Raw genomic sequence first — 25,304 nt, forward strand, 5'->3', positions numbered from 1 at the left:
TACTAATAATTCTCGCATTATTTATCTCTCGTCTGGTAGACAATAGCAAGAATTTCCGCAACTGCTTTATAAAATTCTTCAGGCACTAAATCTCCTATCTCTACTTGATTATACATAGCTCGTGCTAATGGACGATTTTCTACCATCACAACATTATTTTCTTTTGCCACTAGCTTTATTTTTTGTGCAATAAAATCTACTCCCTTGGCAACAACATAGGGTGCATCATACTTTTCCTCATCATATTTTAAACAAATTGCATAATGAGTGGGATTAGTAATGACTACATCTGCAGAAGGCACATCCTGCATCATTCGGTGCATCGCCATTTCTCTTTGCTTTTGTTTTATTTTTGACTTTAATAATGGGTCCCCCTCCATGTTTTTATATTCATCTTTAATGTCTTGCTTTGACATCCGAATATTTTTTTCATAGTCATATCGTTGATACATATAGTCCATTAGCGATATGACTAACAGTGCAACGGACGCATAAAGTCCCATTTGCACGGTCAATTTAGCAATTGTCACTGCAATAGAACCGATTGATTTATGGGAAAGAATAAGGATTTCATCCATTTTTCCCCATAGAACAGAAAAAACAACGATGCCGATTACCGTAATTTTAAGCAAAGACTTTAAGAGCTCAACAATAGAGCGAAGGGAAAACATTCTCTTAAATCCTGACAGAGGATTTATTTTTTCTAATTTCAATTTAATTGCTTCGGGCGAGAACAAAACACCAACTTGCATATAATTAGCTACGATGCCCCCAACAAGGGCTGCAATTAAAATAGGGCTTAATAGAAGTGCAGCTTCCTTCACAATATCTAAAAACAAGGCCTGCATAGAATTTACAGAAGTGTTAATGTTCGTAAAATCACTAAAAGTAAAAGTGAGAATGGACATTAATCCATCTAAAAGATATCCACCTGTGAAGCTTAATACACCAAATACAACTAAAAGAACAAGTGCTGTATTAACGTCCTGACTTTTTGCAACTTGTCCTTTTTTTCTAGTATCTTGTCTTTTCTTAGGAGTAGCTTTTTCTGTTTTTTCTCCTGCAAAGTACTGTAGATTCACTCGTAGGAGTTTCATTTATCCACCACCTCCTAATATGTTCATTATTCCCCTCATTGTTGTTAAAATGGACGAGAATAAATGAGAGACGGAAGACATGAGTACCCCTATAACAATAAAGAGAATGACTAAGCCTGCAATTAGTTTAATGGGAACCCCAACAACAAAGATATTTAATTGTGGAACGGTTCTTGCGACAATTCCTAATCCCACATCAACAAGAAAGATGCTCCCGACAATAGGAATGGACATTTGAAAGGCAATTACAAACATTAAACTGAATGTTTTAAGGAGAAATTCTGCCAAATTCCCATCACCAAAATGAATCCAAGCCTGGTCTAGCGGTATATATTGATAGCTATAAAAAATTCCATCTAATAACAAATGGTGACCATTAGATGCTAACAAAAAGAACATAGCAATAATGGTTAAATATTGACCAGTAAGTGGACTTTGCGTACCTGTTTGGGGATCTATGACATTTGCAATAGCAAATCCCATTTGAAAATCTATAAAACCACCTGCGATTTGAATGGCAGCAAACAACATATAGGCAACAAATCCAATTAGTATCCCTACCATGGCTTCTTTCATAATAAGAAAGTAGTAGGTTGAATCAATTGCTAGTGTTGGCACATCCATTCCCCAAAACATAATTAAAGATAAAAAAAAGCCTAAACCTACTTTAAAAGATGTAGGAATCGTCCGATAAGAAAATATAGGCAACATTAAAAAGAACGAAGTAACCCGAACGACGATAAGTAAAAATGCTGGAAAATTTGATAAAAGTTCATCCATCATCTTTCTAACCAATAAACCTTGTTAGATTCGAAAATATATCTTTCGTATAGGAAAGCATGTGACTTAACATCCATGATCCAAAGAAAACAAGCCCAACAAGAACAGCTACGATTTTTGGTACAAAGGCCAAAGTCTGTTCTTGAATTTGTGTTGTAGCTTGAAAAATACTGATTATTAGTCCAACTGCTAAAGCAATAATTAACAATGGACCACTGACAATTAAAACGGTAAGTATACCTTTCTCAGCAATGGAAATAACCATTTCCTGTGACATTTTTTCACCTTCTTAAAAACTTTCTAACAGTGATTTTACAACTAGATACCAACCATCTACCATAATGAAAAGTAGAATTTTAAACGGCAAGGAAATCATAACAGGTGGTAACATCATCATCCCCATAGACATCAGAATACTTGCAACAACCATATCAATGACTAAAAATGGGATAAAAATCATAAATCCTATTTGAAAGGCTGTTTTTAATTCACTAATTGCAAAAGCAGGAACCATTGTAGTTAAAGGAATATCTTCAATTGATTCAGGAGCTTCTGCATTCGAATAGTTTAAAAACAGCGCTAAGTCTTTCTGACGCGTGTGCTTACTCATAAATTCTTTAAAGGGTAATGCTGCGTTATCATATGCTTCCTCTAATGTAATTTCTTCATTAAATAAAGGGGTCAGTGCTTTATCGTTTACTTCCTGAAAAGTTGGAGCCATAATAAAAAATGTTAAAAACAAAGCTAACCCAACAATTACTTGATTAGGAGGCATTTGCTGTGTTGCAAGCGCCGTTCTGACAAAGGAAAGAACAATCACTATTCTCGTAAAACTAGTTAGTAAAATGATGATACTAGGTGCTAAAGAAAGGACGGTTAATAATAATAACAATTGAACAGAAGTTGAAACATTTCCTGGATCATTGTTACTAAACAACTGCATAAACTCATTCATTTTTTTCAGACGTTCCTTTCTTTTTCTTCTCCAGTACATCCATCTTTTCCTTACGTTCTCTCGATATTCGCTCTAGTTCTTTTGACAAACGCATAGTAAAAGACTCTTTTGGCTTCGATGTAGAATGACCGGAAGCTACTATCTTCTTCACCTTTGTCACAATATCGCTTGGTTGTACTAGCTGATCTAATTTCCGATTATATTCTTCTAAAATTTCTTTATACTCTTGTTCATCATCAATCTCTTTAATTAATTGAATACTATCTCCAACACCTACTATTAGTAATCGATTCCCTACTTTTATTAATTGAATGGATCGATTGGAACCTAAGCCAGTACCACCAATATTTTCAATAATTTGCGCGTTCTTATAACCATGATTTCTTTTATTGATAAATCGCAGAATAAAATACATTAAAAAAATGACAAATATGGTTGCAAAGATCATCTTAATAAAATCCCAAATGGTAACACCAATGGAACCTGATTCCTCTCTATCTGATTCATCTAGCAGTAATTCAGACTGATCCGATGTTTGATCTTCAGCATTCGTACTTTCTTCTGTTGTATCTTTATTTGCATCTTCTTGCTTTTTGTTCTCTTCTGATTTTTCATTATGTAAAATATCATATACACTTTTATCAATTTGTTCTGCATAGGCTTTCGTTCCAAAGCCTAGCAGAACAATGATGAGTAGTGAACAACGAATTAATAAATATACTTTATTCACATTCGGCACCCTCTATTTTCATTTTTAGCCTAATGTTTTACTGATTGCTTCTAATACACGATCTGCTTGAAATGGCTTAACAATAAAATCCTTCGCACCCGCCTGTATTGCATCAATAACCATCGCTTGTTGTCCCATTGCTGAACACATAATAACTTTCGCATTTGGGTTTAGCTTTTTAATTTCTTTTAAAGCTGTAATCCCATCCATTTCTGGCATGGTAATGTCCATTGTTACTAAATCTGGTTGTGTTTCCTTAAATTTTTCAATTGCTTGCATACCATCTGCAGCTTCTCCAACAATTTCATATCCATTCTTTGATAGAATATCCTTGATCATCATTCGCATAAATGCTGCGTCATCAACAATTAGTATTTTTTGTGCCATTTTCCTCAATACCCCCAAAATTATTTTAAATTCTTTAATCGATCCTTTTGACTAACAATATCGGTTACACGAACACCGAAATTCTCATCAATTACCACTACTTCCCCTTGTGCTACCAAACGATTATTTACAAGAATATCCACTGGTTCTCCGGCTAACTTGTCTAACTCAATAATGGAACCTGAGGACAGCTCTAATATTTCTCTAACGGATCTTTTTGTTCTTCCAAGCTCAACCGTTACTTGTAAAGGTATATCTAACAACATATCTAGATTTTTTGTTTCTGTCGTCATTTGTGGTTGCATTTCAAAGCTAGAAAACCCTGCAGGCTGCACATTGGGTGGCGGACCTTGTGTATTAGAACCTGAGCCAAAATATTGTTGCTGATGATTCACGTTGTTCTGATTAGCATTTGTATTGGCATAATTGACCTGATTATTATTATTAGGCATTTCGTTAGATACTTGCTGATTATTACTTTGTACACGTGACTCTTGCATCGGTTCTTTTGGCTCATATACTGAATTATAATCGACTTCGGGAATATTTGAAACGCCTTCTTCTTTAATATCTGGATTTAATAATCCTTCTACTAAATTTTTCGCAAAAGAAAGCTGTAATAATTGCATGATTTTAGAATCTATTAAATTTCCTATCCTGATGCGGAAGGAAATTTTCGCAAAAATGTCTTCATCCGGAATCGTATCCGTTCCTTCTCCATGATTTATATCTAAAATATCAATACTAGGAGGCGATATATCGACTTTTTTGCTAAAAATGGTGGACATGGATGTAGCTGCAGAACCCATCATTTGGTTCATTGCTTCTTGAACAGCACTTAACTGGATTTCATCTAACATATCCTTACTAGCATTAAGCCCATCTCCACCAAGCATTAAGTCAGCAATAACAGCAGCATCCGCTTGTTCAATAACAAGTAAATTCATACCAGTAAATCCTTCTGTATAATTGACTCTAATCCCCACATAGGGCTGCGGAAATTCGTCTGATAACATATTTTTTGAGATTACACTAACACTTGGTGTTGTAATATCGACTTTTTGGTTTAATAATGTAGATAAAGCTGTTGCCGAGCTACCGAAGGATATATTTCCAATTTCCCCCAACGTATCTTTTTCTATATCCGATAAGTACTTTTCTACATCCATCTCTGGACTTTCGTTTGTTACAGTATCTCCCCTTAAGAGAGCATCAATTTCATCTTGTGATAGCATATCCTTACTCACCATCTTCCTTCCCCTCCTCTAAAGTTCCTAAAATCTGAACGGCCATTTTTTTATTTACTTTTCCTGGTTGTCCAATAAATTTAGGGATATCTCCAACTTTAATAATTAAGGGTTGTTGTATCGTTTGATTCATTTCAATTACATCACCAATATCCAACATTAAAAAATCTTGGATAGAAATATCAGATGTACCTAATTCAGCTACTAATGGCACAATCGACTGCTGAATATTCTCTTCAAGACGAGATGTAAATTCAGGCAATCTTTCCTTTTTCTCTGCCTGCATCCAATAATGTCCGGATAGCTTTGGCATGATAGGCTCAAGCACCACATGGGGAATACATATATTAATCATTCCACTCGTTTCACCAATCGTAGTACTTAACGAAATAACTACTACTGTTTCATTTGGAGAAACCATTTGTAAAAACTGTGGATTTACTTCAAACTCTGCAAGGCTAGGTTCAATTTCTATAAGATCTTCCATTGCCTCCCTAAAGTGATCAAAGGCACTTTCAAAAGTATTTGACATTATTTTTGTTTCAATTTCTGTCAAATTTTCGACTTTATTGATACTGCTGCCTCTCCCACCCATCATTCGATCCATCATAGCATAGGCTATATTAGGATTCACTTCCATCAGGATTCTTCCCTCTAGTGGTGGAACATCGAACACATTTAAAATGGTCATTTTAGGAATCGAGCGAATGAACTCTTCATATGGAATTTGATCTGCTGATGTAACTGTAATTTGCACATATGTTCTTAATTGTGCAGAGAAAAAGGTAGTTAATAATCTAGCATAATTTTCATGGATCCTTGTTAAACTTCGAATCTGATCCTTCGAGAATCTTAATGCTCTTTTAAAATCATAGACCTTAACCTTTTTTTCCTGCTGCTCTTTCTTCAATTCATCTGCATCCATCTCACCAGAGGATAGTGCAGAAAGAAGGGCATCTATTTCATTTTGGGATAAAATATCAGCTGACAAAATTACTCACCTCCATCTTTTTCTCTTTTATTTTATTGGAGTAGAGAGTTTACAATATAAACTTGGACTACCTTGCCTTCTTGCATCAGTTCGTTAATCTTATCCTTGAGATCGTTCTCTAATTGAATTTGTCCTTTTTTTCCTTTTAAGTCTTCTGTAGTTTTCTCAGATAGCTCTTGAATAATAATATTTTTCACTTGGAAGTCCCGTTTTTCTAGTTCTTCCTTCGCCTTCTTACTATCTGTCTGAATCGTAAAGGATATTCTAATGAAATTATCGGATGCTAAGTTCGTCGTAATTTCTTCCATTTCAACAGAGGATTCCAAGATTTCTTCAATCGAAGGTTCTTTGTCCTTCTCATCGCCAGTGAATTTCCAAATATAAATGAATGCTCCAGCTCCGGCTAGTGTTATGACTAGTAATAAAACAAGCATTGTAATAATAACTTTATTATTCTTCATCGTCCTTCTCTCCCACATGTGGTAATCCGAAGAGGTTCACCTTTTGAAAAAAATGATTCATTTTCTCTAAAACTTCCTCTTCCCTTTCTTTAACAACAAATTTATTTCCATTTGTTAAAGTAATAGTTGTATCAGGAAAGGATTCGACTGTTTCAATAAATAAAGCATTTAATAAAAACTTTTTCCCGTTTAGTCGAGTTAAATGTATCATTTTTTATATGCGAGGCTAACCTAACGGAAAGCCTCTTCCCCTCCAATTAAAATTATCGTTTTAAGTTAACTAGTTCTTGAAGAATTTCATCAGAAGTTGTAATAATTTTAGTGTTTGCTTGAAATCCTCTTTGAGAAACAATCATATCTGTGAATTCTTCTGATAGGTCAACGTTCGACATTTCAAGGAATCCACTGTTAATGGAACCTGTTCCAGCAACACCAGATGTTACAAGTCCACCAGTAGCTAAATCACCTGAGTTATTAGAAGCTTGATATAAATTTGCTCCAGATTTCGTTAAACCTTCTGGGTTTGCTACTTTCGCCATGACAATTTGTCCAGCTTCTTGAGTCTCACCATTTTCATCAACATAACTGATTTTTCCATCTGCAGATATACTATAACTTTGTGCAGTTTCAGGAATTTTTGTTCCCGATGTAGTATTTTCCCCAGCTCTCTCTACTGTTGTATCTGTATTACCATCTTCATCTGTAGTAACTGTAACATCGGTAATTCCATTTTCTACTTGTAACACCATACCATTTGTCGCCACAATATTACGATCTCCATCCAAGTAGAAATTACCAGCTCTTGTATAGTAATCTGTAGTAGAGCCTGGTGATCTTAATACAAAATAACCATCTCCTGAAATAGCTAAGTCTAATATTCTACCCGTTGTCTGCATGCTACCTTGAGTATGCAATGTATCGACAGAAGCAATTTGTGCACCTAGCCCAACCTGTTTTGCATTAATCCCCCCTGTTGTTGCTGACGGTGCAGTTGCAGATGCTGTTGTTTGACTTATTAAATCACTAAACGTCACACGACCTTTTTTAAATCCATACGTATTTACGTTTGCGATATTATTACCAGTAACATCTAATTTTGTTTGAAAGTTTTTCATTCCACTGATTCCTGAATATAATGAACGTAACATGTATAATTATCTCCCTTCGAATGAACTGCCTCTATCACTCAGCAGCTTTTGGCCTCCATTTTTGGTCCAGCCTTTTTTTAATTCATAATGATTGTTCCATTTATATTAGTGAAAATTTGATCTGTCGCTTCGTCACGATCCATTGCTGTAATTACCGTATTGTTTTTTGCGCTTACGATTAATGCGGCATTATTTAAAAGTATGAGTGATTCTTTTATTCCCATTTTCTTTGCTTGGGTAACTTTTTCTTCTATCGCCTTCCATTTGGCATCATCTATTTCAATCCCCCGTTGCTGAAGTCTCTCGTTTGCATGTTTACTAATATTCAGCGTATTTAAGGATGAAATGGACTGATGGAAATGAGTCGAAAACGATGTGAGATTTTGTGCTTTATGCACAGTTGACTTGGATTTAATCGCCTCAATACCATTTTTAATAGCAGCTTGTGATTTTATGGAGGGATAAATAGGCTTATCCATCTAATCACTTCCTATTCAATTTTTGTAATTTGTCCTGAGGTAATTTGGCTCCCCGCCTCATCATCTAATGTTAGTAGTATTTGTCCATTTTTTAAAGATACAGACTGAACTTTGCTACTCACTTCTTCCTTATTTTCATTGTAATAAGAAACCGTTTTTCCAATTAACTGGCTTGCTAGTACTAGATTGTTTTCTGAAGAGCTTGAACTCATGCTCGATATATTTGCTGGAGTAACTTGTGTTCCATCTTCTAGTGTAAATACGACGCTATCTTCTGTATAAGCAATGGAGCTTACTTTTCCTACTCCAGAAGTTGTCGTACTGTTCCCTTCGTCATCGGTTTCTACCTTGCTCCAATTCACATCTTGCCCCATAAATTGTCCATAAGAAATTAAATTGGACTGTGTTTGCAGGGAAATTAAGTTTGTCATAGATGTATTCAAATTTTGCATTTGTTCTAAGCTTGAGAATTGAGCCATCTGTGCGATAAACTCTTTATCATCCATCGGACTAGTTGGGTCTTGGTTTTGCAATTGAGTAATCAAAATTTTCAAGAAATCATCTTTTCCTAAAGACGAACTGCCAGTAGAATTATTTGATTTCTGATAGTCTGATAAATAAAGAGAAGAATCATTAATTGTATTTGCCATCTTTTACTTGCTCCTCTATATTTCCATATTTAATAGTTCATCAAAAAAAGAAGATTTTCGATTTTTCTCCTCTTCATCAGCATCTTTCTTCTCTCTTTGTGATTGAGATTGTTGCTGTTCTTGTTGCTGCTGTTGCTCTTTTTGCAGTTTCTCCTGTGGTGGAGTAGAGACAACGATGTCCAGTTTATCCACTTGCAAATTTTGTGCAGTAAATCCATGCTTTAAGCTAGTAAGCTGTTTATCTAAAGCTTCTTTTGCCTCAGCATTTGTGGTAATAATTCTAGCTATCATATTGCCCTCATTTTGCGTAATTTCGATTCGAATTGATCCTAAATGATCTGGCGCAAGACGAATGGAGAGCTTTTGCATATCGCCGACTTTTGTAAACGTACTATTTGCTAATAGTTTAGTAAACTGTTCCTCGACATCTTTTGGCTGTGCCATTTTCCCTGTGTCTGTTAACAATACAAACGGATGTTGTTTTATATAGGAATTTTGCATAGATGGAAGCACATTCGTGTTTGCATCTTCCTGACTTACTTCAACTGCTTCCTTCATTCCTACATATGGTAAGATTATGTCTCCTGTTTTTCGTAAGGAGCTTACCATTATCGGATTCATGACTTTTTGAACAACTGTTGCACTCTTTCCTTCTGGTTGTTTATCTAGCTTGGATAGAATAGAAGAAATAATCGATTTAAGCTCCGTTGTTGCTTCTGTAAGGCGATTATCTCCTTGAAAAAGATTCGATTGGGTTGATTGCAAAGTATCGATCTTTTGCTTCGTTGTATTTGCTTCTTTTCCAACCACATTTCTAGTTTCTAACAATACACGATTTTGTATTGCTAACAGCTTTGAATCCATAGTCGAAAATCTTTTTACGTTTTCCCCATTTTCCTTACTAGCCATTAATTCTGCTTCGTTAAAGGATGTTGCTGTTTCTTCTGAATTGGAATCAAGCAAACTATTTTTTATAGATTGGCTGTTTTCTTTTTGATTTTCTAATCCATTATTTGGATTAATTGCGATCCACAAAGGATTATCTTTCGTCCTATCTATCACTGTATTAGGAGTTGGAGCTTTCGAAATCATTTCACCAGTGCTCTCAGCTGCTATCGTTGTTTCCTTAACTAGAGATTCTACTGCATTATTTACTTTGGATACGCTATTTTGATTATTTTGATCAGTTGGTAGGATTAATCCCTCTTGATATCCTTCTGCATAATCTTGTTTTCCATTCATTTGAACTAGATGATTTCCTTCATGCGCATGATTTGTATCTGTATTCTTCACTCGAGGGTTAATATTCGCTTGATCAACCATTTGTTTATTCATACGACCACTTGGCTGTTCAGTAGGGCTAAAATTCCTAATATCTTCATTTTTCCCAATTGAATTCTCAGAAACATTTGTCTCAGACTTATGTTCAAGTTTCTTCACAGATGATTGTAATATTTCTGATGTTGGAGCTTCTATCTCCACTTCAAGCTTCTCAGGATTTGAAAACATAAAACTACTTGGATCAGCTTCACTCAAAATAGCATCCGTATCTTCTTGTTTCACTTCTATTGCTTGCTCTTTATCTGCTTTTTGCACGGTGATTTTTGTGGAAGACAGCTTATTATATCCAACGATAAAATTATTTTCATTGGTAAATGAATATCCTGCTTTAAGATTAGTATCCTTTTCCACATTTTTTTTCGTTGATTCATTTGATTCGATGAATTTGGTTATAGAAACGATTAACCCCTGTAAATCTTGTACCGTTTCCGAAATTTTTTCATTAACCGAAATATCAGGCAGATTATTCGCTGTATGCTCAAACTGTTTTAAATCCGAAAGTAAAACCGGTAATTCTGTTTGATTAAACATATCTGGGGCAATCTTCGTATTCGTTTCGTTCTTTAAAACCTGAGTGATTTTGCTTTCTAGATTAGCAAATGTATTTGTTAAAATGGAATCCAGATTCGATACATCTAAATCAAGCGTTTCTTCCCTATCCGAAAAAGAATGATAAGTGGTAACTAAATGTTTCAGATTTAATGAAAGCTGATCATCTTCTGTCGAAAAGCTTACTGCTTCTGCCTCCAATTTATCTTCCCTATTTGACATAAGGCTTACATCCGCTGAACTAGATAGTATGTCTAATAGCTGATTTATGCCCTCTTTTGCTTGTCCGTCCTTTTGACTGGACTCATTTTGTGGAGGTCTTGTTTTTAGGGCATTTAACATTAACATAAACTGTCCATCTATTTTTTCGCTTGGTATTCCTTGACTACCACTTGCTAATTCCATTTTTCTCAATGAATTAATCATTCCTAGCTGCAATTTTTCACCCCCTTTCAAGTCGAAAACCTTTTACTTAAGGATTTACCGTTGTATTAGCGGCTAAAAGCTCCGTATATTTTGAAGCAATGGATGGTTCCATTTTCTCTAATATCGACGCAAGTTTTGCTGGTTTAAGCTCTGCCAAAATTTTCAATGCTTCGCTTTCACTCATTTCTGACAAGATGGCCGCAGCATTTTTAGGCGACATTGTATCATATGTCTTCACAATTTCAGCAACTGCCTTTTTTGTTTCTTCTTGAGCAGACTGAAGAGAAGTTAGCTCACTCTGTAATTTTTCTTTTTCCGAATTGACAGATTGAATTCTATTTTCACTGTTTTCTAACTGGGACTCTAACGATTTTATTTGCTCTTCCCGTTCTTCCAGCTTTGTTTGTAAGGAGACAATCGTATTTTTATTATTTTCTAGCAATTTATCCGTCGACTTTTTTTCTTCATTTAGAAAAGGAATCGTATTTAGTAACTCTTTTCCCTTTTCTGCAATATCTGCTCCCGAATACATGAGCAATAACACAAGGACAATGACTGCAAACAGGCTTGGAATGATAGCAACCATAAGAAAACGCTGGAAAAAATTAAATGGCTTCTTTTTTTCTTCCCATGAGTTTTCCATTTAACCACCCACCTTTTCATGTTGCATATATTGTTGAAGCGAAATATCGTCCATTTGTTTTGCCTCTTCTGCTTTTTCTAACGCTAAATAATTGGAATGATCTTTTTCTTTTATCTTCACAAATTTTTTGACTTCGATATTTTTTTCTAGCATTTTTTCTTGAAAATAAACCATCGAATTTCGTGCATTTTGCACCATTTTTTGTGCATGTTCGATAGTTTTTGTTAAATTGCCCACAAATTGCTGGTGATGTCTAATTTCTTGAACAGATAAACCTGTCGCCATTTTGTCAGCTTGATATGCTTCTAGCTCTTCTTTTCTTTTTAATAGCTCATACAGTTTTTCAGCAGCCTCTTCAAATCTAGTTACTGATTGATTATAAGCCGAGCTAGCTTCTTCTTTTTCTCTTTCTCGAATAGTTAAGATTTTTTCAAATTTAAATTGATAACTCATCTTTTATCCCTCAGTTCCAATTAAAGTTAATAAGGAATGGAGGCTTTCCTCAATTGAAACCTTCTCATCTGTAGCCTGCTTTATATAAGATAGAATACTTGGATACAATCGAATTGCCGTATCGATTTCTTTAGAAGAACCTTTCTTATAAGCACCTATATTGATTAAATCTTCGGAATTCATATAGGTACTAAGAAGCTCCCGCAATCGCTCTGCAGCTTTCACATGTTCTTTGGGCACTATATGATTCATTACCCGACTAACACTCTTCAGGACATTGACGGCTGGATATTGTCCTTTATTCGCAAGCGCCCGATCTAAGACATAATGCCCATCCAAGATTCCACGCACCGTATCTGCGATTGGTTCATTCATATCATCCCCATCAACTAATACGGTATAAAAGGCTGTTATACTACCATATTCATTTGTCCCTGTTCGTTCTAAAAGCTTAGGCAGTATCGCAAATACAGAAGGGGTATACCCTTTCGTAGTTGGTGGTTCTCCAATAGCTAGACCGACTTCCCGTTGTGCCATTGCTACCCGTGTAACAGAATCCATCATCAGCATGACGTTTAACCCCTTATCTCGAAAATACTCTGCAATGGCTGTAGCTGTATAAGCACCCTTAATTCTCATTAGTGCTGGCTGATCAGATGTCGCAACGACAACAATCGACCTTTTTAAACCTTCTGGTCCTAAATCACGTTCAATAAATTCACGTACTTCTCTTCCACGTTCTCCAATTAAAGCAATAACATTCAAATCTGCTTTTGTATTTCGTGCAATCATTCCTAATAACGTACTTTTTCCGACACCACTACCTGCAAAAATCCCAAGTCTTTGGCCAGTTCCGACCGTTAGTAGCCCATCAATTAATCGAACACCCACTTCCATCGATTGAGATATAGGTGGTCTTGTCATTGGGTTAGGGGGCTCCTGATCAATTGGAACAGACTTTAACCCTTTTGGCAGCAACGAACCATCTAAAGGCACTCCTAATGCATCAACAGCCATTCCGATTAATCCTGGTCCAACCTTTATTTCTAATGGCTCAGAAGAAGCTTCAACTAGGCACCCTGGTGAAATATCATTAACTGTTGTGTATGGCATCAAAATAATATTTTCATCATTAAATCCGACCACTTCTGCTTTAATGATCCGTTTATGCTTTGTGCCAATATGAATATTGCAAACATCCCCAATCGAGCTTTCTGGACCTTGTGACTCTATCATTAATCCGACTACTTTTTTCACACGACCATATTGCTTATAAGAGTCAATGGACGAAATGGTGCTTAATAAAGCCTGTGCTTTCATCCTTCCTCACTCTCCAATATTTCAAGTAGTGTTTCTTTAATCATGAGTAATTGTGTATCTACACTAGCATCCAAACGACCAGTTGCTGTTTCAATGATACAGCCATTTTCCTCCATTGATTCATCCGGAAAAATAAATAGACTAGGCTTTATCGGAAATAATTGGAGCAGCTCCTCTTTTTCTGCTACTACCATTTCGTAATGGATAGGGTTAACATGTAATTGTATTTCTCTTTGTTTTCTTACTTCTTTTAAGGCATGCTGGACAAGAGGAATGAAATGTTGCTCGTCTTCCTTTATCTTGTTGTTCATTATTTTCCCTGCCACTTCAATAGCTAGCTCTAAAATAGTGCTTTCAGCAGATTGTAGATACTTTTCATAATCTGTCTTGGATGCTATTACAGTATCCTTCGCTTGTTGGATATAACTATATGCTTCCTTGTATCCAGCGTTTTTACCTGTCTCAAATCCTGCCTGATAGCCGTCTTGCTTCGCGTTTTCTATTAATTGTGCTTTTTCTAATTCCCAATTTTGCCTTTCTTCTGAAAGCTGAAGACTTATTTGTTCAGCTTCAGCTAAGGCGAGTCTCTTTATTTCTTCTGCTTCTTTCTGTGCAGTAGCTATTATGTTGTTATATTCCGTTTGTGTTACTTCCCTTGATTGTTCAAAGTCAGAATCGAAGGTATCTATATACTTAATTGAAATTAGTTTCTCTTTCTTAGCATCAGGATTGGAATATCTTGACTTAATTAACCTAGACAATGATATCATCTCCTCCGCCGCGGGCAACTACAATTTCTCCAGCATCCTCAAGTCGTCTAATAACTGCAACAATTCTTGATTGTGCTTCTTCTACATCCTTTAAGCGAACTGGCCCCATAAATTCCATTTCTTCTTTAAAGGATTCAGCCATTCTTGTCGACATATTGCTATAGACAATCTCTTTCACTTCATCTCCAGAAACTTTAAGAGCAAGCATAAGATCTTCATTTTCACAATCACGAATAATTCTTTGGATTGCTCTGTTATCCAATGTAACAATATCCTCAAAGACAAACATTCTCTTCTTAATTTCTTCTGCTAATTCTGGATCTTGAATTTCAAGCGCGTCTAAAATCGTCCGTTCTGTTGCTCTGTCTACTCCATTTAGCACTTCAACGACAGCTTCAATGCCACCCGTTTGTGTATAGTCTTGTGTAACAGTGCTAGATAGCTTTCTTTCTAAAACTTGTTCCACTTCATTAATTATTTCTGGTGAAGTACTATCCATTACCGCAATTCTTCTGGCAATATCTGCTTGTACTTCCTGTGGCAGTTCAGATAGAATTTGCCCTGCTTGCGTTGGATCCAAATACGATAAGATAAGAGCAATTGTCTGTGGATGTTCATTTTGAATAAAATTTAATATTTGGCTCGGATCGGCTTTTCTCGCAAAATCAAAAGGTCTTACTTGGAGAGAAGAAGTTAATCTGTTTAAGATGATAGACGCTTGTTCTTCTCCAAGAGCCTTCTCCAACACCGTTTTTGCATATCCAATACCGCCTTGAGAAATATAATCTTGAGCAAGTGCAATATTATGAAATTCTTCTAACACCGTTTCTTTAGAAGTATTCTCCACTTTTCTAACTCCTGATATCTCAAGTGATAATCGTTCAATTTCATCCTCACTTAAATGTTTATAAACCGAAGCTGCAACATCAGGACCTAATGATATAAGGAGAATGGCTGCCTTTTGCTTGCCGGATAATTCATTTGATTCTTTTCTTGCCATTTAACAACACTCCTTAATCTTCTGTTATCCATGTACGTAGTAATTTTGCAAATTCCTCTGGTTTTTCTTTTGCCATTTTTTCAAGCTGCTTTCTTCTGATTGACCCCTCATTTTCTTGTTCTTCATTGATATCCTTAACAGGAGTAACTGGTTGAATAATTTCTTCCACATCTTCTTGTTTCTTTTTCTTTCTTGCATTTATAAATAAGAAGATTAATAGAATAATAATCGCAAGCAATGCTCCTCCAACAGCATAAATCCACCAAGGAATTGATGTTTGTACTACCTCTGTTGCTTGTGTTTTTCCATTGAACGGCTGAACGGACACAGCAATCTTGCTTTGGATATCTTCATCCGTCAGTTCTCCACCAGTTGACGTTTTATCAATAGATGTACGAACGATTGTTCCTAAAATATTGGAAATATCATCAATGCTTTCCTGTGGTAAGGAAGTAGTATCATTAGCATCAGGTGGTTCTACCATGACTTGTATACCTAAATCACGAATTTTATATGGACTTTCAACAATTTGTTTTTTTATACGATTTACTTCACTATTTACGGTTTGTTCGACTTTTTCATAGTCTCCATTACCGGATCCTGTTTCTGTATTATAAGTTGTTGTATCTGTCTCGTCTTCTGCCTGGACAACCCCCCCATTAGCAGCATTTTCCCCTGTATATGTTTCCGTAATATTTTGGGCGCTTATTTCAATTCCTGCCATATTTTCTTCATCAACAGGCGTTACTAGGTTTTCTTCTCTGTTTTCTTGGGTAAAGTCAATATCAGCAGTAACAGATACAACGACCTTATCTTGACCCATTAACGTTCCTAGCATGGTTTGTACTTGTCTTTGAATATCACGTTCAATTTGTTTTTTTACATTATTTTGCGCAGTAAAAGTATCTGTCGCAGAATTATTTGAAGAATTTAAGTCAAAATACTCAAAGTTCTGGTTAGTAATGACGATATTATCTGTAGGAAGGTTTGGTACACTTTTGGACACGAGTGTATATAACCCTTTTATTTGATTTTCTGAGAAGTTATAGCCTGATTTTGTATTTAACACGATAGAGGCTGTAGCTTCTCCTCCTTGATCAGAAACGAATACACTTTCTTCTGGTAAAGTGATAACAACATTCGCGTCATTAATCCCATCCACACCTTTTATTAGGTTTGCGATTTCTGTCTGCAGGGCATCTAATTTTAATACATTAAATTCATTATCTGTCATTCCAAAGCTTGCGTTTTCGCTAAAAAAGGAGTAGTCTATGCTACCTGACTGCGGTATTCCTTCTGCTGCAAGTTCAACTTTCAATGTATCTACTACTTCTTCTGGAACACTAATAACCGTACCCCCATTAGAAATTTCAGAAGTTATACCTCTACTATCAAGACTCTCTTTGATTGCTCCTGTTTCTGAAGGTGTTAAATTACTGTAAAGTGGCACTAGTGTTACTCTCGTAAAAAAATAAACTGAAAATATAACAACTAGAAGAAGCAAAAGTCCGCTACTTGTTATCACAGTCTTTTGCTTTTTCGAACGACTTTGCCAATACTCTTTTAAAGGATTAAATATTTTATTTAGATTCTCTTTCATTCTCTTCCCCCGGCTACCGTAATTTTGTTTAGGTAATAACCGCCCATCTTTTTATGTCATCAGTTTTCTCATGAGTGTTTCTTTTTCAACGAAGCCCATTAATCGCATGGACACTTGCTTTTTACGGAGAGGAAGGGAGTTACCTCTTATCCTCCAACTTCGTTTATTGAAAACATTCTTACTATTACACTGACATTCGCATTATTTCCTGATAAGCTTCTACTGCTTTATTACGTATTTCCATTGTAGCTTGCATCGTGATGCTAGCCTTTTGAGATGCGATCATTACTTGAGATAAATCGACGTTTTCTCCTCTTGCTAGCTTATTTGTTAGCGCATCTGATTCATTTTGTGCCTGGTTCACACTGTTAATGGATTCTTTTAAAAAGGACGCAAAGTTTTTTTGTGTATTTGCAACAGATGTTTTATTAGTAGTTGCTGTATTCGTTAATGGAAATGCAGAAGATACTGCAGAAAAATTTAAAGGTTCCATTTCATTACTCCTATTCGTTTTTATTTACCAATTTCTAATGTTTTCATTAACATACTCTTAGAAGCATTTAAAACAGTAACATTGGCTTCATATGACCTAGAGGCACTCATTAAATCAACCATTTCCCGCAAAGGATCTACATTCGGCATACTTACATACCCATTTTCATCTGCATCTGGATTTTCCGGATCATAAACCATCTCAAATGGTGTTTCGTCTTCTACAATTTTAGATACCTTAACTCCTGAACCTGTATCTGAGCTTGTTCCTCTTGCAGCATTCAAATGGGAAGCAAACGAACCTTCTTGCTCTTGAAAAACAACTTGTTTTCGTTTGTATGGCTCCCACTCTCCATCTACTAATTTACCTCTTGTTGTATCTACATTTGCCATATTGGAAGATATAACATCCATTCTTAACCGTTGAGCAGTTAAAGCAGAGGCAGTAGTGTTTATACTATTAAAAATAGTCATGTTTACTTCCCTCCTCTAATTACATTTTCAAGCGAACTAAATTTCCCACTAATTCGATCAATTAACGCATTGTAATATATTTGGTTTGTCGCAAGGTCTGTCATTTCTTTATCCATATCTACACTATTACCGCTGTTATTATAAGTAACTCCACTTTTGGAAACGACTGTTGTTGAAGCATTGCTAGCGGAAAAAGACATATGCTTACTATTTGTGACATTTGCATTCATAGCACTAGATAACGAATCTTTAAAAGTCACTGTCTTCGCTTTATAGTTTGGTGTATCTACATTTGCTATATTTTGTGCTATAACCTTTTGTTTTTGATTAGAATAATTTATTGCATTTTCTAAGGTTGTTATTGTATTAGAAAAAAGATTCAATTTTTTACACCTCGAGAAACGAATTTTGAGAAAATTGTTGAATTTTGTTTTTTTGTGACGTTTTTTTTACATGATAGATTTAATTTTAATGAATTTGCAATAATATGTCTATGGAAAAGAGGATAATTTTAATGATGCTTTTTACCTATTTTAGTTCATAATTGACATAATTATTCCTAAAAACAGGTATGAGTTGGTGTTTTTCGAACCTTTACCGTTACTATTTTCATGGTTATTAGTTACTAATCGATATGATTAATTGGCTATGTACACAAATATACATGTTATTACTCTGTAATGTAAATGAAAAATAATTGGAAAATCCGCAGTTTTTGTCGAACGATAGCTAATAGTATAATCGAACCAACATGTTAATCTTTCTTCCTGCTCATATAACGCAAAAAAACCTTTCCAATGATTTGAAAAGGTTTTTTATCGTCATCTGTTTTATTAATGAATATTCAATAGATACTTTTTATTTATTTGTTTTTAATTTCTCAAGCTCTAATAAGAACTTGTCATTTAGCACTTTAATATAAGTACCTTTCATTCCTAAAGAACGCGACTCAATAACGCCAGCACTTTCTAATTTACGCAATGCATTTACAATCACAGATCTTGTAATACCAACACGGTCTGCAATTTTAGAAGCTACTAATAAACCTTCGTTACCATTTAACTCTTCAAAAATATGCTCGATTGCTTCTAATTCACTATAAGATAAAGAGCTGATCGCCATTTGAACAACAGCTTTGCTTCTTGCTTCTTCTTCGATTTCTTCTGCTTTTTCACGAAGAATTTCCATTCCAACTACTGTAGCACCATATTCTGCAAGAATTAAATCATCATCATGGAATTGTTCTTGTAATCTTGCAAGAATTAATGTTCCAAGTCTTTCGCCACCACCGATAATAGGTACAATGGTAGTAAGACCTTTCGCAAATAATTCTTTATTCTCAACTGGGAAAGCAGTATACTCACTTTCGATTTCTAAATTACTTGAAGTTGTTTGAATGTTAAACAAGCTATTTGTATATTCCTCTGGGAATTGGCGATCTTCAAGCATCTTTTTCATGCGATCATTTTCAATTTGCTGATTAACTGCAAACCCTAGTAATTTCCCTCTTCTGCTCACAACGAAAATATTTGCTTCGATAACGTCACTTAACGTTTCAGACATTTCCTTAAAGTTTACTGGCTTACCTGCAGCTCTTTGCAGCATTGCGTTTATTTTTCTTGTTTTCGTTAATAAATCCATTTCATATTCCTCCTGTTAACTCAAACCAACACTTGAAATAATCTATGTCTACTTATACCGTTACCTTTTCAGGAGTATATTTTAGTTCTACAAAATTATAGTATAAATTGACTTAAATCTTTATTTCTTGAGATGGCTCCTAACTTCTCCTCCACATACTTCGGAGTAATCGTTATTTTTTCCATTGTTATTTCTGGTGCTTCGAAAGACAAGTCTTCTAATAGTTTTTCTAGAATTGTATGAAGTCTACGCGCACCGATATTATCTGTATTTTGATTTACTTCATAAGCTACTTCAGCTATCTTACGAATAGCTTCGTCAGAAAATTCAATTTCTATACCTTCTGTTTGCAATAATGCTTGATATTGCTTAATCAATGCATTGTCTGGCTCCACAAGTATACGATAGAAATCATCTACTGTTAGTTTCGTAAGCTCAACACGAATCGGAAATCTTCCTTGTAATTCTGGGATTAAATCAGATGGCTTAGACATATGGAAAGCACCTGCAGCAATAAATAAGACATGATCCGTTTTAACCGAACCGTATTTTGTTACGACTGTCGATCCTTCCACTACAGGTAAAATGTCTCGCTGCACACCTTCTCTTGAAACATCCGCTGAAGAACTGCCATTTGACTTGCTAGCAATCTTATCGATTTCATCGATAAAGATTATACCCATTTGTTCTGCACGAACGAGAGCATCCTGTGTAACCTCGTCCATATCGATTAGTTTTTGCGCTTCTTCGTTTGTTAAAACGCTTCTTGCTTCTCTAACCGTTAATTTGCGCTTTTTCTTTTTCTTCGGCATAAAACTACTTAAGGCATCCTGCATATTCATTCCCATTTGCTCTATGCCAGAACCTTGAAGCATATCAAACATAGAAGGCTGTTGTTCTTCTACTTCTACCGTTACTACTTCGTCTTCTAGTTCGCCTAAGGCAAGCTTTTCTTTTACTATTTTTCTTTTTTCTGACTTACTAGTTTCTTCCACAGTTGACTCTTCTTCGTCTGTATCTGTAGCTCCACCGCCAAAAAGCATTTCCAAAGGATTCTTGTAGTTCGAGGTTTTCTTTGCAGCAGAAGGAACCAATAATTCAACAAGTCGATTATTTGCAGCAACTTCTGCTCTCTCTCTAACTTGAAACATCTTTTCTTCTTTCACTAAGCGTACAGATGTTTCAACAAGATCACGAACCATTGATTCTACATCACGTCCGACATAACCTACTTCCGTAAACTTAGTTGCTTCTACTTTAACAAATGGCGCGTTAACAATCTTAGCAATCCTTCTTGCTATTTCTGTTTTGCCGACACCAGTTGGCCCCATCATTAAAATATTTTTTGGATTGATTTCATCTCTAAGCTTTTCATCCAGCAAGCTTCTGCGAAAACGGTTTCTTAAAGCAACAGCAACCGCCTTTTTGGCATCCTTTTGTCCAACAATATATTGATCAAGGCGCTCTACTATTTGACGAGGTGTTAAACTAGCACTTTTTTGCATATTAAAAATCCTCCCCTATAATTCTTCCACGATGATATTATTATTTGTATACACACAAATTTCACCAGCAATCTCTAGAGCAGCCTTCGCAATGTCGTATGCAGAAAGATTATCTCCAGAATAAGTTTTGAGCGCTCTACCTGCAGCAAGTGCATAGTTTCCGCCAGAACCAATTGCAAGTATACCATCATCTGGTTCAATTACTTCGCCTGTTCCAGATACTAATAATAGGTCTGTTTCATTCATAACGATCAGCATCGCTTCCAGTTTTCTAAGAACTTTATCACTGCGCCATAGCTTCGCAAGCTCCACCGATGCACGCTGTAAGTTCCCATTAAACTCATCTAATTTCCCTTCAAATAGTTCGAAAAGGGTAAAGGCATCCGCAACTGATCCCGCAAATCCTGCAATTACTTTCCCGTTAAAAAGCTTTCTTACCTTCCGGGCAGTGTGTTTCATCACAACAGCATTCCCTAGTGTAACCTGACCATCACCGGACATTGCTGACTTCCCTTTATGTTTTACCGCAAAAATAGTTGTTGCATGAAATTGTGGCATTTCAGACATGTTACTTCCTCCTTATCCAAATGACTATGCCCTAGGATGATAAGACATATATGTCTTTTTTAAATACTCATTTGTTACATGAGTATATATTTGAGTTGATGTTAAAAATGCATGACCTAATAATTCTTGAACCGTTCTCATATCTGCACCATTTGCCAACAAATGAGTTGCAAATGAATGTCTCAATTTATGGGGATGAATTTTTCCCTGTGAGGATGAAGTATCCATCATTTTATTTAAGATATCACGAACTCCGTTATCTGTTAAAATTCCTCCGCGATAATTAACAAACAAATAAGAATGAGATGAATTATCTTTCATCAGTTTATTCCTACCAGTTTTTATGTACGCTTCAAGAGCTTGATGAGCAAAGCTACCAAATGGAACATAGCGCTCCTTTTGTCCTTTTCCCCTAACCAATACGGTAGAAACACTAAAATCAATATCGCTTAATTGAATTTTTGTACATTCTCCAACACGAATGCCTGTCGCATACAATAATTCAAGCAATGCTTTATTTCTTAGCCCAAGGGGTGTGTTTGTATCACATGATAAAAAGAGTTGCTGCAATTCTTCCTCATAGAAAAAATCAGGTAATCTCTTTTCCAGCTTAGGAATCGATACGGCAGAAAACGGATTATTGCCTACTTCCTTCTCCCTTAGCAAAAATCGATAAAAACTTCTCAAACTAGATATTTTCCGCGCAATCGTCTTTCTTGCTAATTGCTGTGAAAAAAGCTCTGTTAAGTATATTCTTACATCAGAAGGATTTACGTCATCTAACTTGTCTATTACTTGATCTTTCATAAAGCGAAAAAATTGGTCAATATCTTGCATATAAAATTCTATTGTATATGGTGAGTAATTTTTTTCAATCTGTAAATAGGTAATAAATGCCTGAACATGATTGTTTAATTCCTGTTTCATACCCTCACCTCACAATGGCTTCATCATATTATCATACTTTTTATCTACAAGCAATAAATTTACACATTTTTCACAAAGTTCCGAATTGTTTGTGACAATCCTTTCATTTCATGTTTATTTCTTCCTTTTCCCTTCGATTTGTAAAGCTAATCTTAAAATATAGGAACCATCCTTCTATTTAAAAGCAAGACATTTAAATAATCATGGAAAACACGAAAGACAATCGCAACTTTTATGAAGTCATTACTCATAGCATTTTACTATACGAATGAAAGAATGAAAAGTTTCTACTTCAAGAGAATAAATATTTTTTTATATAATCGAATTTCCACTACTTTTTCTTCCATATATATTATATTTAGGAAAATACACAAAAGATAATATGTTAGTAATTGACAAGAGAGTGAGCACATCACTCACCCTCGGAACCATTACTTTAATGTTATTTTCGAAGTAGATCGATTATCTTTATAAGAAACCTCATTAGCTTTGTGGCTCTTCTTTATAATCACAGTTTACGCACTGTACTTGAACCCCTTTTTTCAACTTCTTCTCTACTAACATGTTTTCGCATTTCGGACAAGGTCTTTGAAGTGGCTTATCCCATGAAATAAAATCACATTCTGGAAAACGATCGCAACCATAAAAGATTCTGCGCTTCTTACTTTTTCTTTCAATTATATTCCCTTCATGGCACTTCGGACATTTTACTCCAATATCCTTCACGATCGCTTTCGTATTTCTGCAATCCGGGAAATTGCTGCAAGCCATGAACTTTCCATATCGGCCCATTTTATAAACCATCGGATGTCCGCATTCTTCGCAATCCTCTCCTGCTGGTTCATCTTTTATTTCTATCGTCTGCATTTCTTGTTCAGCTACTTCTAATCTTTTCTCAAACGTTTGATAGAATTCATCAATTACTTTTACCCAATCGACTTTACCTGCCTCAATATTATCTAAATCTTGTTCCATATTGGCAGTAAATTCAATGTTTAATATTTCTGGGAAAAATTCCAAGATTAATTCTAAGACGATTTCTCCTAATTCAGTTGGAATAAATCGTTTATTATCAAGTGCTACATAACCCCGCTTTTGAATAGTATCAAGGGTTGGAGCAAATGTTGATGGTCTTCCTATACCTAATTCTTCTAGCGTTCTTACTAGTCTCGCTTCTGTATAACGTGGAGGTGGCTGGGTGAAATGCTGCTTTGTTTCAATATCTTTATTTAATACCGTGTCCCCTTCCTTTAAATCAGGAAGCTGGCGGTCTTTTTCATCAACGTTATCATCTGTGCCTTCCACATAAACTTTCATAAAGCCAGGGAACTTAATTTTTGAGCCGTTTGCACGGAATTTTACGTCGCCGTTTGATAGATCGACACTCATTGTATCCATTATAGCTGATGCCATTTGGCTAGCAATAAATCTTTCCCAAATCAACTTATATAACCGAAATTGATCTCGGGATAAAAATTCCTTTACCTTATTTGGCTCTCGACCAATGCTAGTTGGACGAACTGCTTCATGGGCATCTTGTACCTTTGCATTCTTTTTCTCTTTTTTCTTCTCGTCTCTTGTATATTCTTTCCCATAATTGCTGTTTATAAATTCAAATGCTTCTCCTTGGGCAACCTCGGAAATTCTAGTTGAGTCGGTTCTCATATACGTAATTAAACCAACTGTTCCTTCTTTACCAAGATCTATTCCTTCATATAATTGCTGTGCTAACATCATTGTTTTCTTCGCACGGAAATTTAATTTACGGGCAGCTTCCTGTTGGAGAGATGATGTAGTAAATGGAACAGCGGGATTTCTCTTTCGTTCTTTTTTACTGACTTTATCTACTGTAAATTTATTATCTTTTAGTTGACTAGTTATTTTCTTAACATCTTCTTCTGAATGAAGTTCGATTTTCTCTCCATTTATTCCATAAAAGGATGCTTCAAAGTTATTTTTCCCTTTAATAAAGCTACCTTCAATAGACCAGTATTCTTCTGGTACAAATGCTTTGATTTCTCGCTCTCTTTCAATGATGAGACGTACAGCAACTGATTGTACTCTTCCTGCACTCAGTCCTTTTTTTACTTTTTTCCATAATAGCGGACTAATATTATATCCAACTAATCTGTCTAAAACCCTTCTTGCCTGCTGTGAATCCACTAAGTTCATATTAATCGCTCTTGGGTGCTTAAATGACTCTTTAATAGCGTCTTTTGTGATTTCATTGAAAACAACACGACAATCTGATTCAATGTCCACATTTAAGCTATTAGCTAAATGCCATGCAATTGCTTCCCCTTCGCGATCCGGGTCAGCTGCTAAATAAATTTTCTTCGCTTTTTTTGCTGCTGTTTTTAGATCCTTTAAAATAGGACCTTTTCCGCGGATTGTTATGTACTTTGGCTCAAATTGTTTTTCTATATCAACACCCATTTGACTTTTAGGTAAATCTCTAATATGTCCCATTGATGCTTTCACTTTAAATTTTTTTCCTAAATATCGTTCTATTGTCTTTGCTTTTGCTGGTGACTCAACGATTACTAAAAAATCTGACATCCACTGTCCTCCTTAAGAGGGATTTAAATATTCACTATTATTGTATACTATGTTTTGATTTGTCAAACATTCCGATAACTAGTAAACGTTTTCACTCTCTTTATTTATGTAA

Annotated in this window: 28 protein-coding genes; all 28 read right to left on the reverse strand. The window is 35.4% G+C overall.

The annotated features are described in order from the left end of the window. Positions 1-17 precede the first annotated feature (17 nt). On the reverse strand, positions 18-1,097 hold the full coding sequence (gene flhB / locus ACTQ5K_RS07135) for a flagellar biosynthesis protein FlhB (RefSeq protein ID WP_031534514.1): 1,080 nt from the start codon (positions 1,095-1,097) through the stop codon (positions 18-20). After that, positions 1,098-1,877, reverse strand: coding sequence for a flagellar biosynthetic protein FliR (gene fliR, locus ACTQ5K_RS07140; RefSeq protein WP_031534512.1), 780 nt, complete (start codon positions 1,875-1,877; stop codon positions 1,098-1,100). 7 nt (positions 1,878-1,884) lie between these two features. Continuing rightward, complete coding sequence (gene fliQ / locus ACTQ5K_RS07145; protein ID WP_031534510.1) at positions 1,885-2,154, reverse strand: flagellar biosynthesis protein FliQ; 270 nt, start codon at positions 2,152-2,154, stop codon at positions 1,885-1,887. Between the two features lie 12 nt (positions 2,155-2,166). Beyond that, the gene (gene fliP, locus ACTQ5K_RS07150) at positions 2,167-2,832 is read right to left on the reverse strand and encodes a flagellar type III secretion system pore protein FliP (protein WP_031534508.1); all 666 of its coding nucleotides are present in this window, start codon (positions 2,830-2,832) and stop codon (positions 2,167-2,169) included. Then, positions 2,825-3,562, reverse strand: a complete 738-nt coding sequence (locus tag ACTQ5K_RS07155) for a flagellar biosynthetic protein FliO (protein WP_031534506.1) — start codon at positions 3,560-3,562, stop codon at positions 2,825-2,827. Before ACTQ5K_RS07155 ends, fliP begins: the two co-directional genes overlap by 8 nt. A 24-nt stretch (positions 3,563-3,586) precedes the next feature. Further along, positions 3,587-3,949: a response regulator gene (locus ACTQ5K_RS07160; RefSeq protein WP_031534505.1), complete on the reverse strand. Its 363-nt coding sequence runs from the start codon at positions 3,947-3,949 to the stop codon at positions 3,587-3,589. Between the two features lie 20 nt (positions 3,950-3,969). Further along, complete coding sequence (gene fliY, locus ACTQ5K_RS07165) at positions 3,970-5,199, reverse strand: flagellar motor switch phosphatase FliY (protein WP_349204036.1); 1,230 nt, start codon at positions 5,197-5,199, stop codon at positions 3,970-3,972. Further along, positions 5,189-6,187 carry a flagellar motor switch protein FliM gene (gene fliM / locus ACTQ5K_RS07170; RefSeq protein ID WP_031534501.1) on the reverse strand — a complete coding sequence of 333 codons (999 nt, stop codon included), beginning with the start codon at positions 6,185-6,187 and terminating at the stop codon, positions 5,189-5,191. Before fliM ends, fliY begins: the two co-directional genes overlap by 11 nt. A gap of 32 nt (positions 6,188-6,219) precedes the next feature. Beyond that, on the reverse strand, positions 6,220-6,648 hold the full coding sequence (fliL, locus tag ACTQ5K_RS07175; RefSeq protein ID WP_031534500.1) for a flagellar basal body-associated protein FliL: 429 nt from the start codon (positions 6,646-6,648) through the stop codon (positions 6,220-6,222). Next, entirely contained in the window at positions 6,638-6,859 is a 222-nt protein-coding gene (locus ACTQ5K_RS07180) for a flagellar FlbD family protein (RefSeq protein WP_031534498.1), read from the reverse strand. The genes fliL and ACTQ5K_RS07180 overlap by 11 nt, the downstream gene beginning before the upstream one ends. Positions 6,860-6,911: 52 nt before the next feature. Further along, on the reverse strand, positions 6,912-7,796 hold the full coding sequence (flgG, locus tag ACTQ5K_RS07185; RefSeq protein WP_031534496.1) for a flagellar basal body rod protein FlgG: 885 nt from the start codon (positions 7,794-7,796) through the stop codon (positions 6,912-6,914). A 77-nt stretch (positions 7,797-7,873) separates the two neighbouring features. Next, complete coding sequence (locus ACTQ5K_RS07190; protein WP_235247683.1) at positions 7,874-8,275, reverse strand: TIGR02530 family flagellar biosynthesis protein; 402 nt, start codon at positions 8,273-8,275, stop codon at positions 7,874-7,876. A gap of 11 nt (positions 8,276-8,286) precedes the next feature. Further along, positions 8,287-8,925 carry a flagellar hook assembly protein FlgD gene (flgD, locus tag ACTQ5K_RS07195; RefSeq protein WP_441993804.1) on the reverse strand — a complete coding sequence of 213 codons (639 nt, stop codon included), beginning with the start codon at positions 8,923-8,925 and terminating at the stop codon, positions 8,287-8,289. A gap of 15 nt (positions 8,926-8,940) precedes the next feature. Further along, positions 8,941-11,253 (reverse strand): flagellar hook-length control protein FliK, encoded by a 2,313-nt coding sequence (locus ACTQ5K_RS07200; protein WP_441993805.1) that lies wholly within the window; start codon positions 11,251-11,253, stop codon positions 8,941-8,943. Between the two features lie 34 nt (positions 11,254-11,287). Beyond that, a complete protein-coding gene (locus tag ACTQ5K_RS07205; protein WP_031534488.1) occupies positions 11,288-11,884 on the reverse strand; it encodes a MotE family protein in 597 nt (198 codons plus the stop codon). Then, entirely contained in the window at positions 11,885-12,337 is a 453-nt protein-coding gene (fliJ, locus tag ACTQ5K_RS07210; RefSeq protein ID WP_031534486.1) for a flagellar export protein FliJ, read from the reverse strand. It abuts the gene before it with no gap. A 3-nt stretch (positions 12,338-12,340) separates the two neighbouring features. Continuing rightward, on the reverse strand, positions 12,341-13,657 hold the full coding sequence (gene fliI, locus ACTQ5K_RS07215) for a flagellar protein export ATPase FliI (RefSeq protein WP_031534485.1): 1,317 nt from the start codon (positions 13,655-13,657) through the stop codon (positions 12,341-12,343). Next, positions 13,654-14,418 (reverse strand): flagellar assembly protein FliH, encoded by a 765-nt coding sequence (fliH, locus tag ACTQ5K_RS07220; RefSeq protein ID WP_031534484.1) that lies wholly within the window; start codon positions 14,416-14,418, stop codon positions 13,654-13,656. Before fliH ends, fliI begins: the two co-directional genes overlap by 4 nt. Beyond that, on the reverse strand, positions 14,411-15,427 hold the full coding sequence (fliG, locus tag ACTQ5K_RS07225) for a flagellar motor switch protein FliG (protein ID WP_031534483.1): 1,017 nt from the start codon (positions 15,425-15,427) through the stop codon (positions 14,411-14,413). The genes fliH and fliG overlap by 8 nt, the downstream gene beginning before the upstream one ends. 13 nt (positions 15,428-15,440) lie before the next feature. After that, positions 15,441-17,027, reverse strand: a complete 1,587-nt coding sequence (gene fliF, locus ACTQ5K_RS07230) for a flagellar basal-body MS-ring/collar protein FliF (RefSeq protein WP_441993806.1) — start codon at positions 17,025-17,027, stop codon at positions 15,441-15,443. A 184-nt stretch (positions 17,028-17,211) separates the two neighbouring features. Beyond that, the gene (gene fliE / locus ACTQ5K_RS07235) at positions 17,212-17,520 is read right to left on the reverse strand and encodes a flagellar hook-basal body complex protein FliE (RefSeq protein ID WP_031534479.1); all 309 of its coding nucleotides are present in this window, start codon (positions 17,518-17,520) and stop codon (positions 17,212-17,214) included. Between the two features lie 20 nt (positions 17,521-17,540). Next, positions 17,541-17,993 carry a flagellar basal body rod protein FlgC gene (flgC, locus tag ACTQ5K_RS07240; RefSeq protein WP_031534477.1) on the reverse strand — a complete coding sequence of 151 codons (453 nt, stop codon included), beginning with the start codon at positions 17,991-17,993 and terminating at the stop codon, positions 17,541-17,543. A 2-nt stretch (positions 17,994-17,995) separates the two neighbouring features. Further along, positions 17,996-18,376: a flagellar basal body rod protein FlgB gene (gene flgB, locus ACTQ5K_RS07245; protein ID WP_441993807.1), complete on the reverse strand. Its 381-nt coding sequence runs from the start codon at positions 18,374-18,376 to the stop codon at positions 17,996-17,998. A gap of 475 nt (positions 18,377-18,851) precedes the next feature. Beyond that, positions 18,852-19,634 carry a GTP-sensing pleiotropic transcriptional regulator CodY gene (gene codY, locus ACTQ5K_RS07250; protein WP_031534473.1) on the reverse strand — a complete coding sequence of 261 codons (783 nt, stop codon included), beginning with the start codon at positions 19,632-19,634 and terminating at the stop codon, positions 18,852-18,854. A gap of 95 nt (positions 19,635-19,729) precedes the next feature. Continuing rightward, a complete protein-coding gene (hslU, locus tag ACTQ5K_RS07255; protein WP_031534471.1) occupies positions 19,730-21,139 on the reverse strand; it encodes an HslU--HslV peptidase ATPase subunit in 1,410 nt (469 codons plus the stop codon). 15 nt (positions 21,140-21,154) lie between these two features. Then, complete coding sequence (hslV, locus tag ACTQ5K_RS07260) at positions 21,155-21,697, reverse strand: ATP-dependent protease subunit HslV (RefSeq protein ID WP_284561348.1); 543 nt, start codon at positions 21,695-21,697, stop codon at positions 21,155-21,157. Between the two features lie 33 nt (positions 21,698-21,730). Further along, positions 21,731-22,633 (reverse strand): tyrosine recombinase XerC, encoded by a 903-nt coding sequence (gene xerC / locus ACTQ5K_RS07265; RefSeq protein ID WP_031534468.1) that lies wholly within the window; start codon positions 22,631-22,633, stop codon positions 21,731-21,733. Positions 22,634-23,116: 483 nt separating this feature from the next. Then, positions 23,117-25,192 carry a type I DNA topoisomerase gene (gene topA, locus ACTQ5K_RS07270; protein WP_349204038.1) on the reverse strand — a complete coding sequence of 692 codons (2,076 nt, stop codon included), beginning with the start codon at positions 25,190-25,192 and terminating at the stop codon, positions 23,117-23,119. Positions 25,193-25,304: the final 112 nt, after the last annotated feature.

Origin of the sequence: Niallia sp. Sow4_A1, from assembly GCF_052116745.1 — a bacterium.
Taxonomy (GTDB): Bacteria; Bacillota; Bacilli; order Bacillales; family Cytobacillaceae; genus Niallia; species Niallia hominis.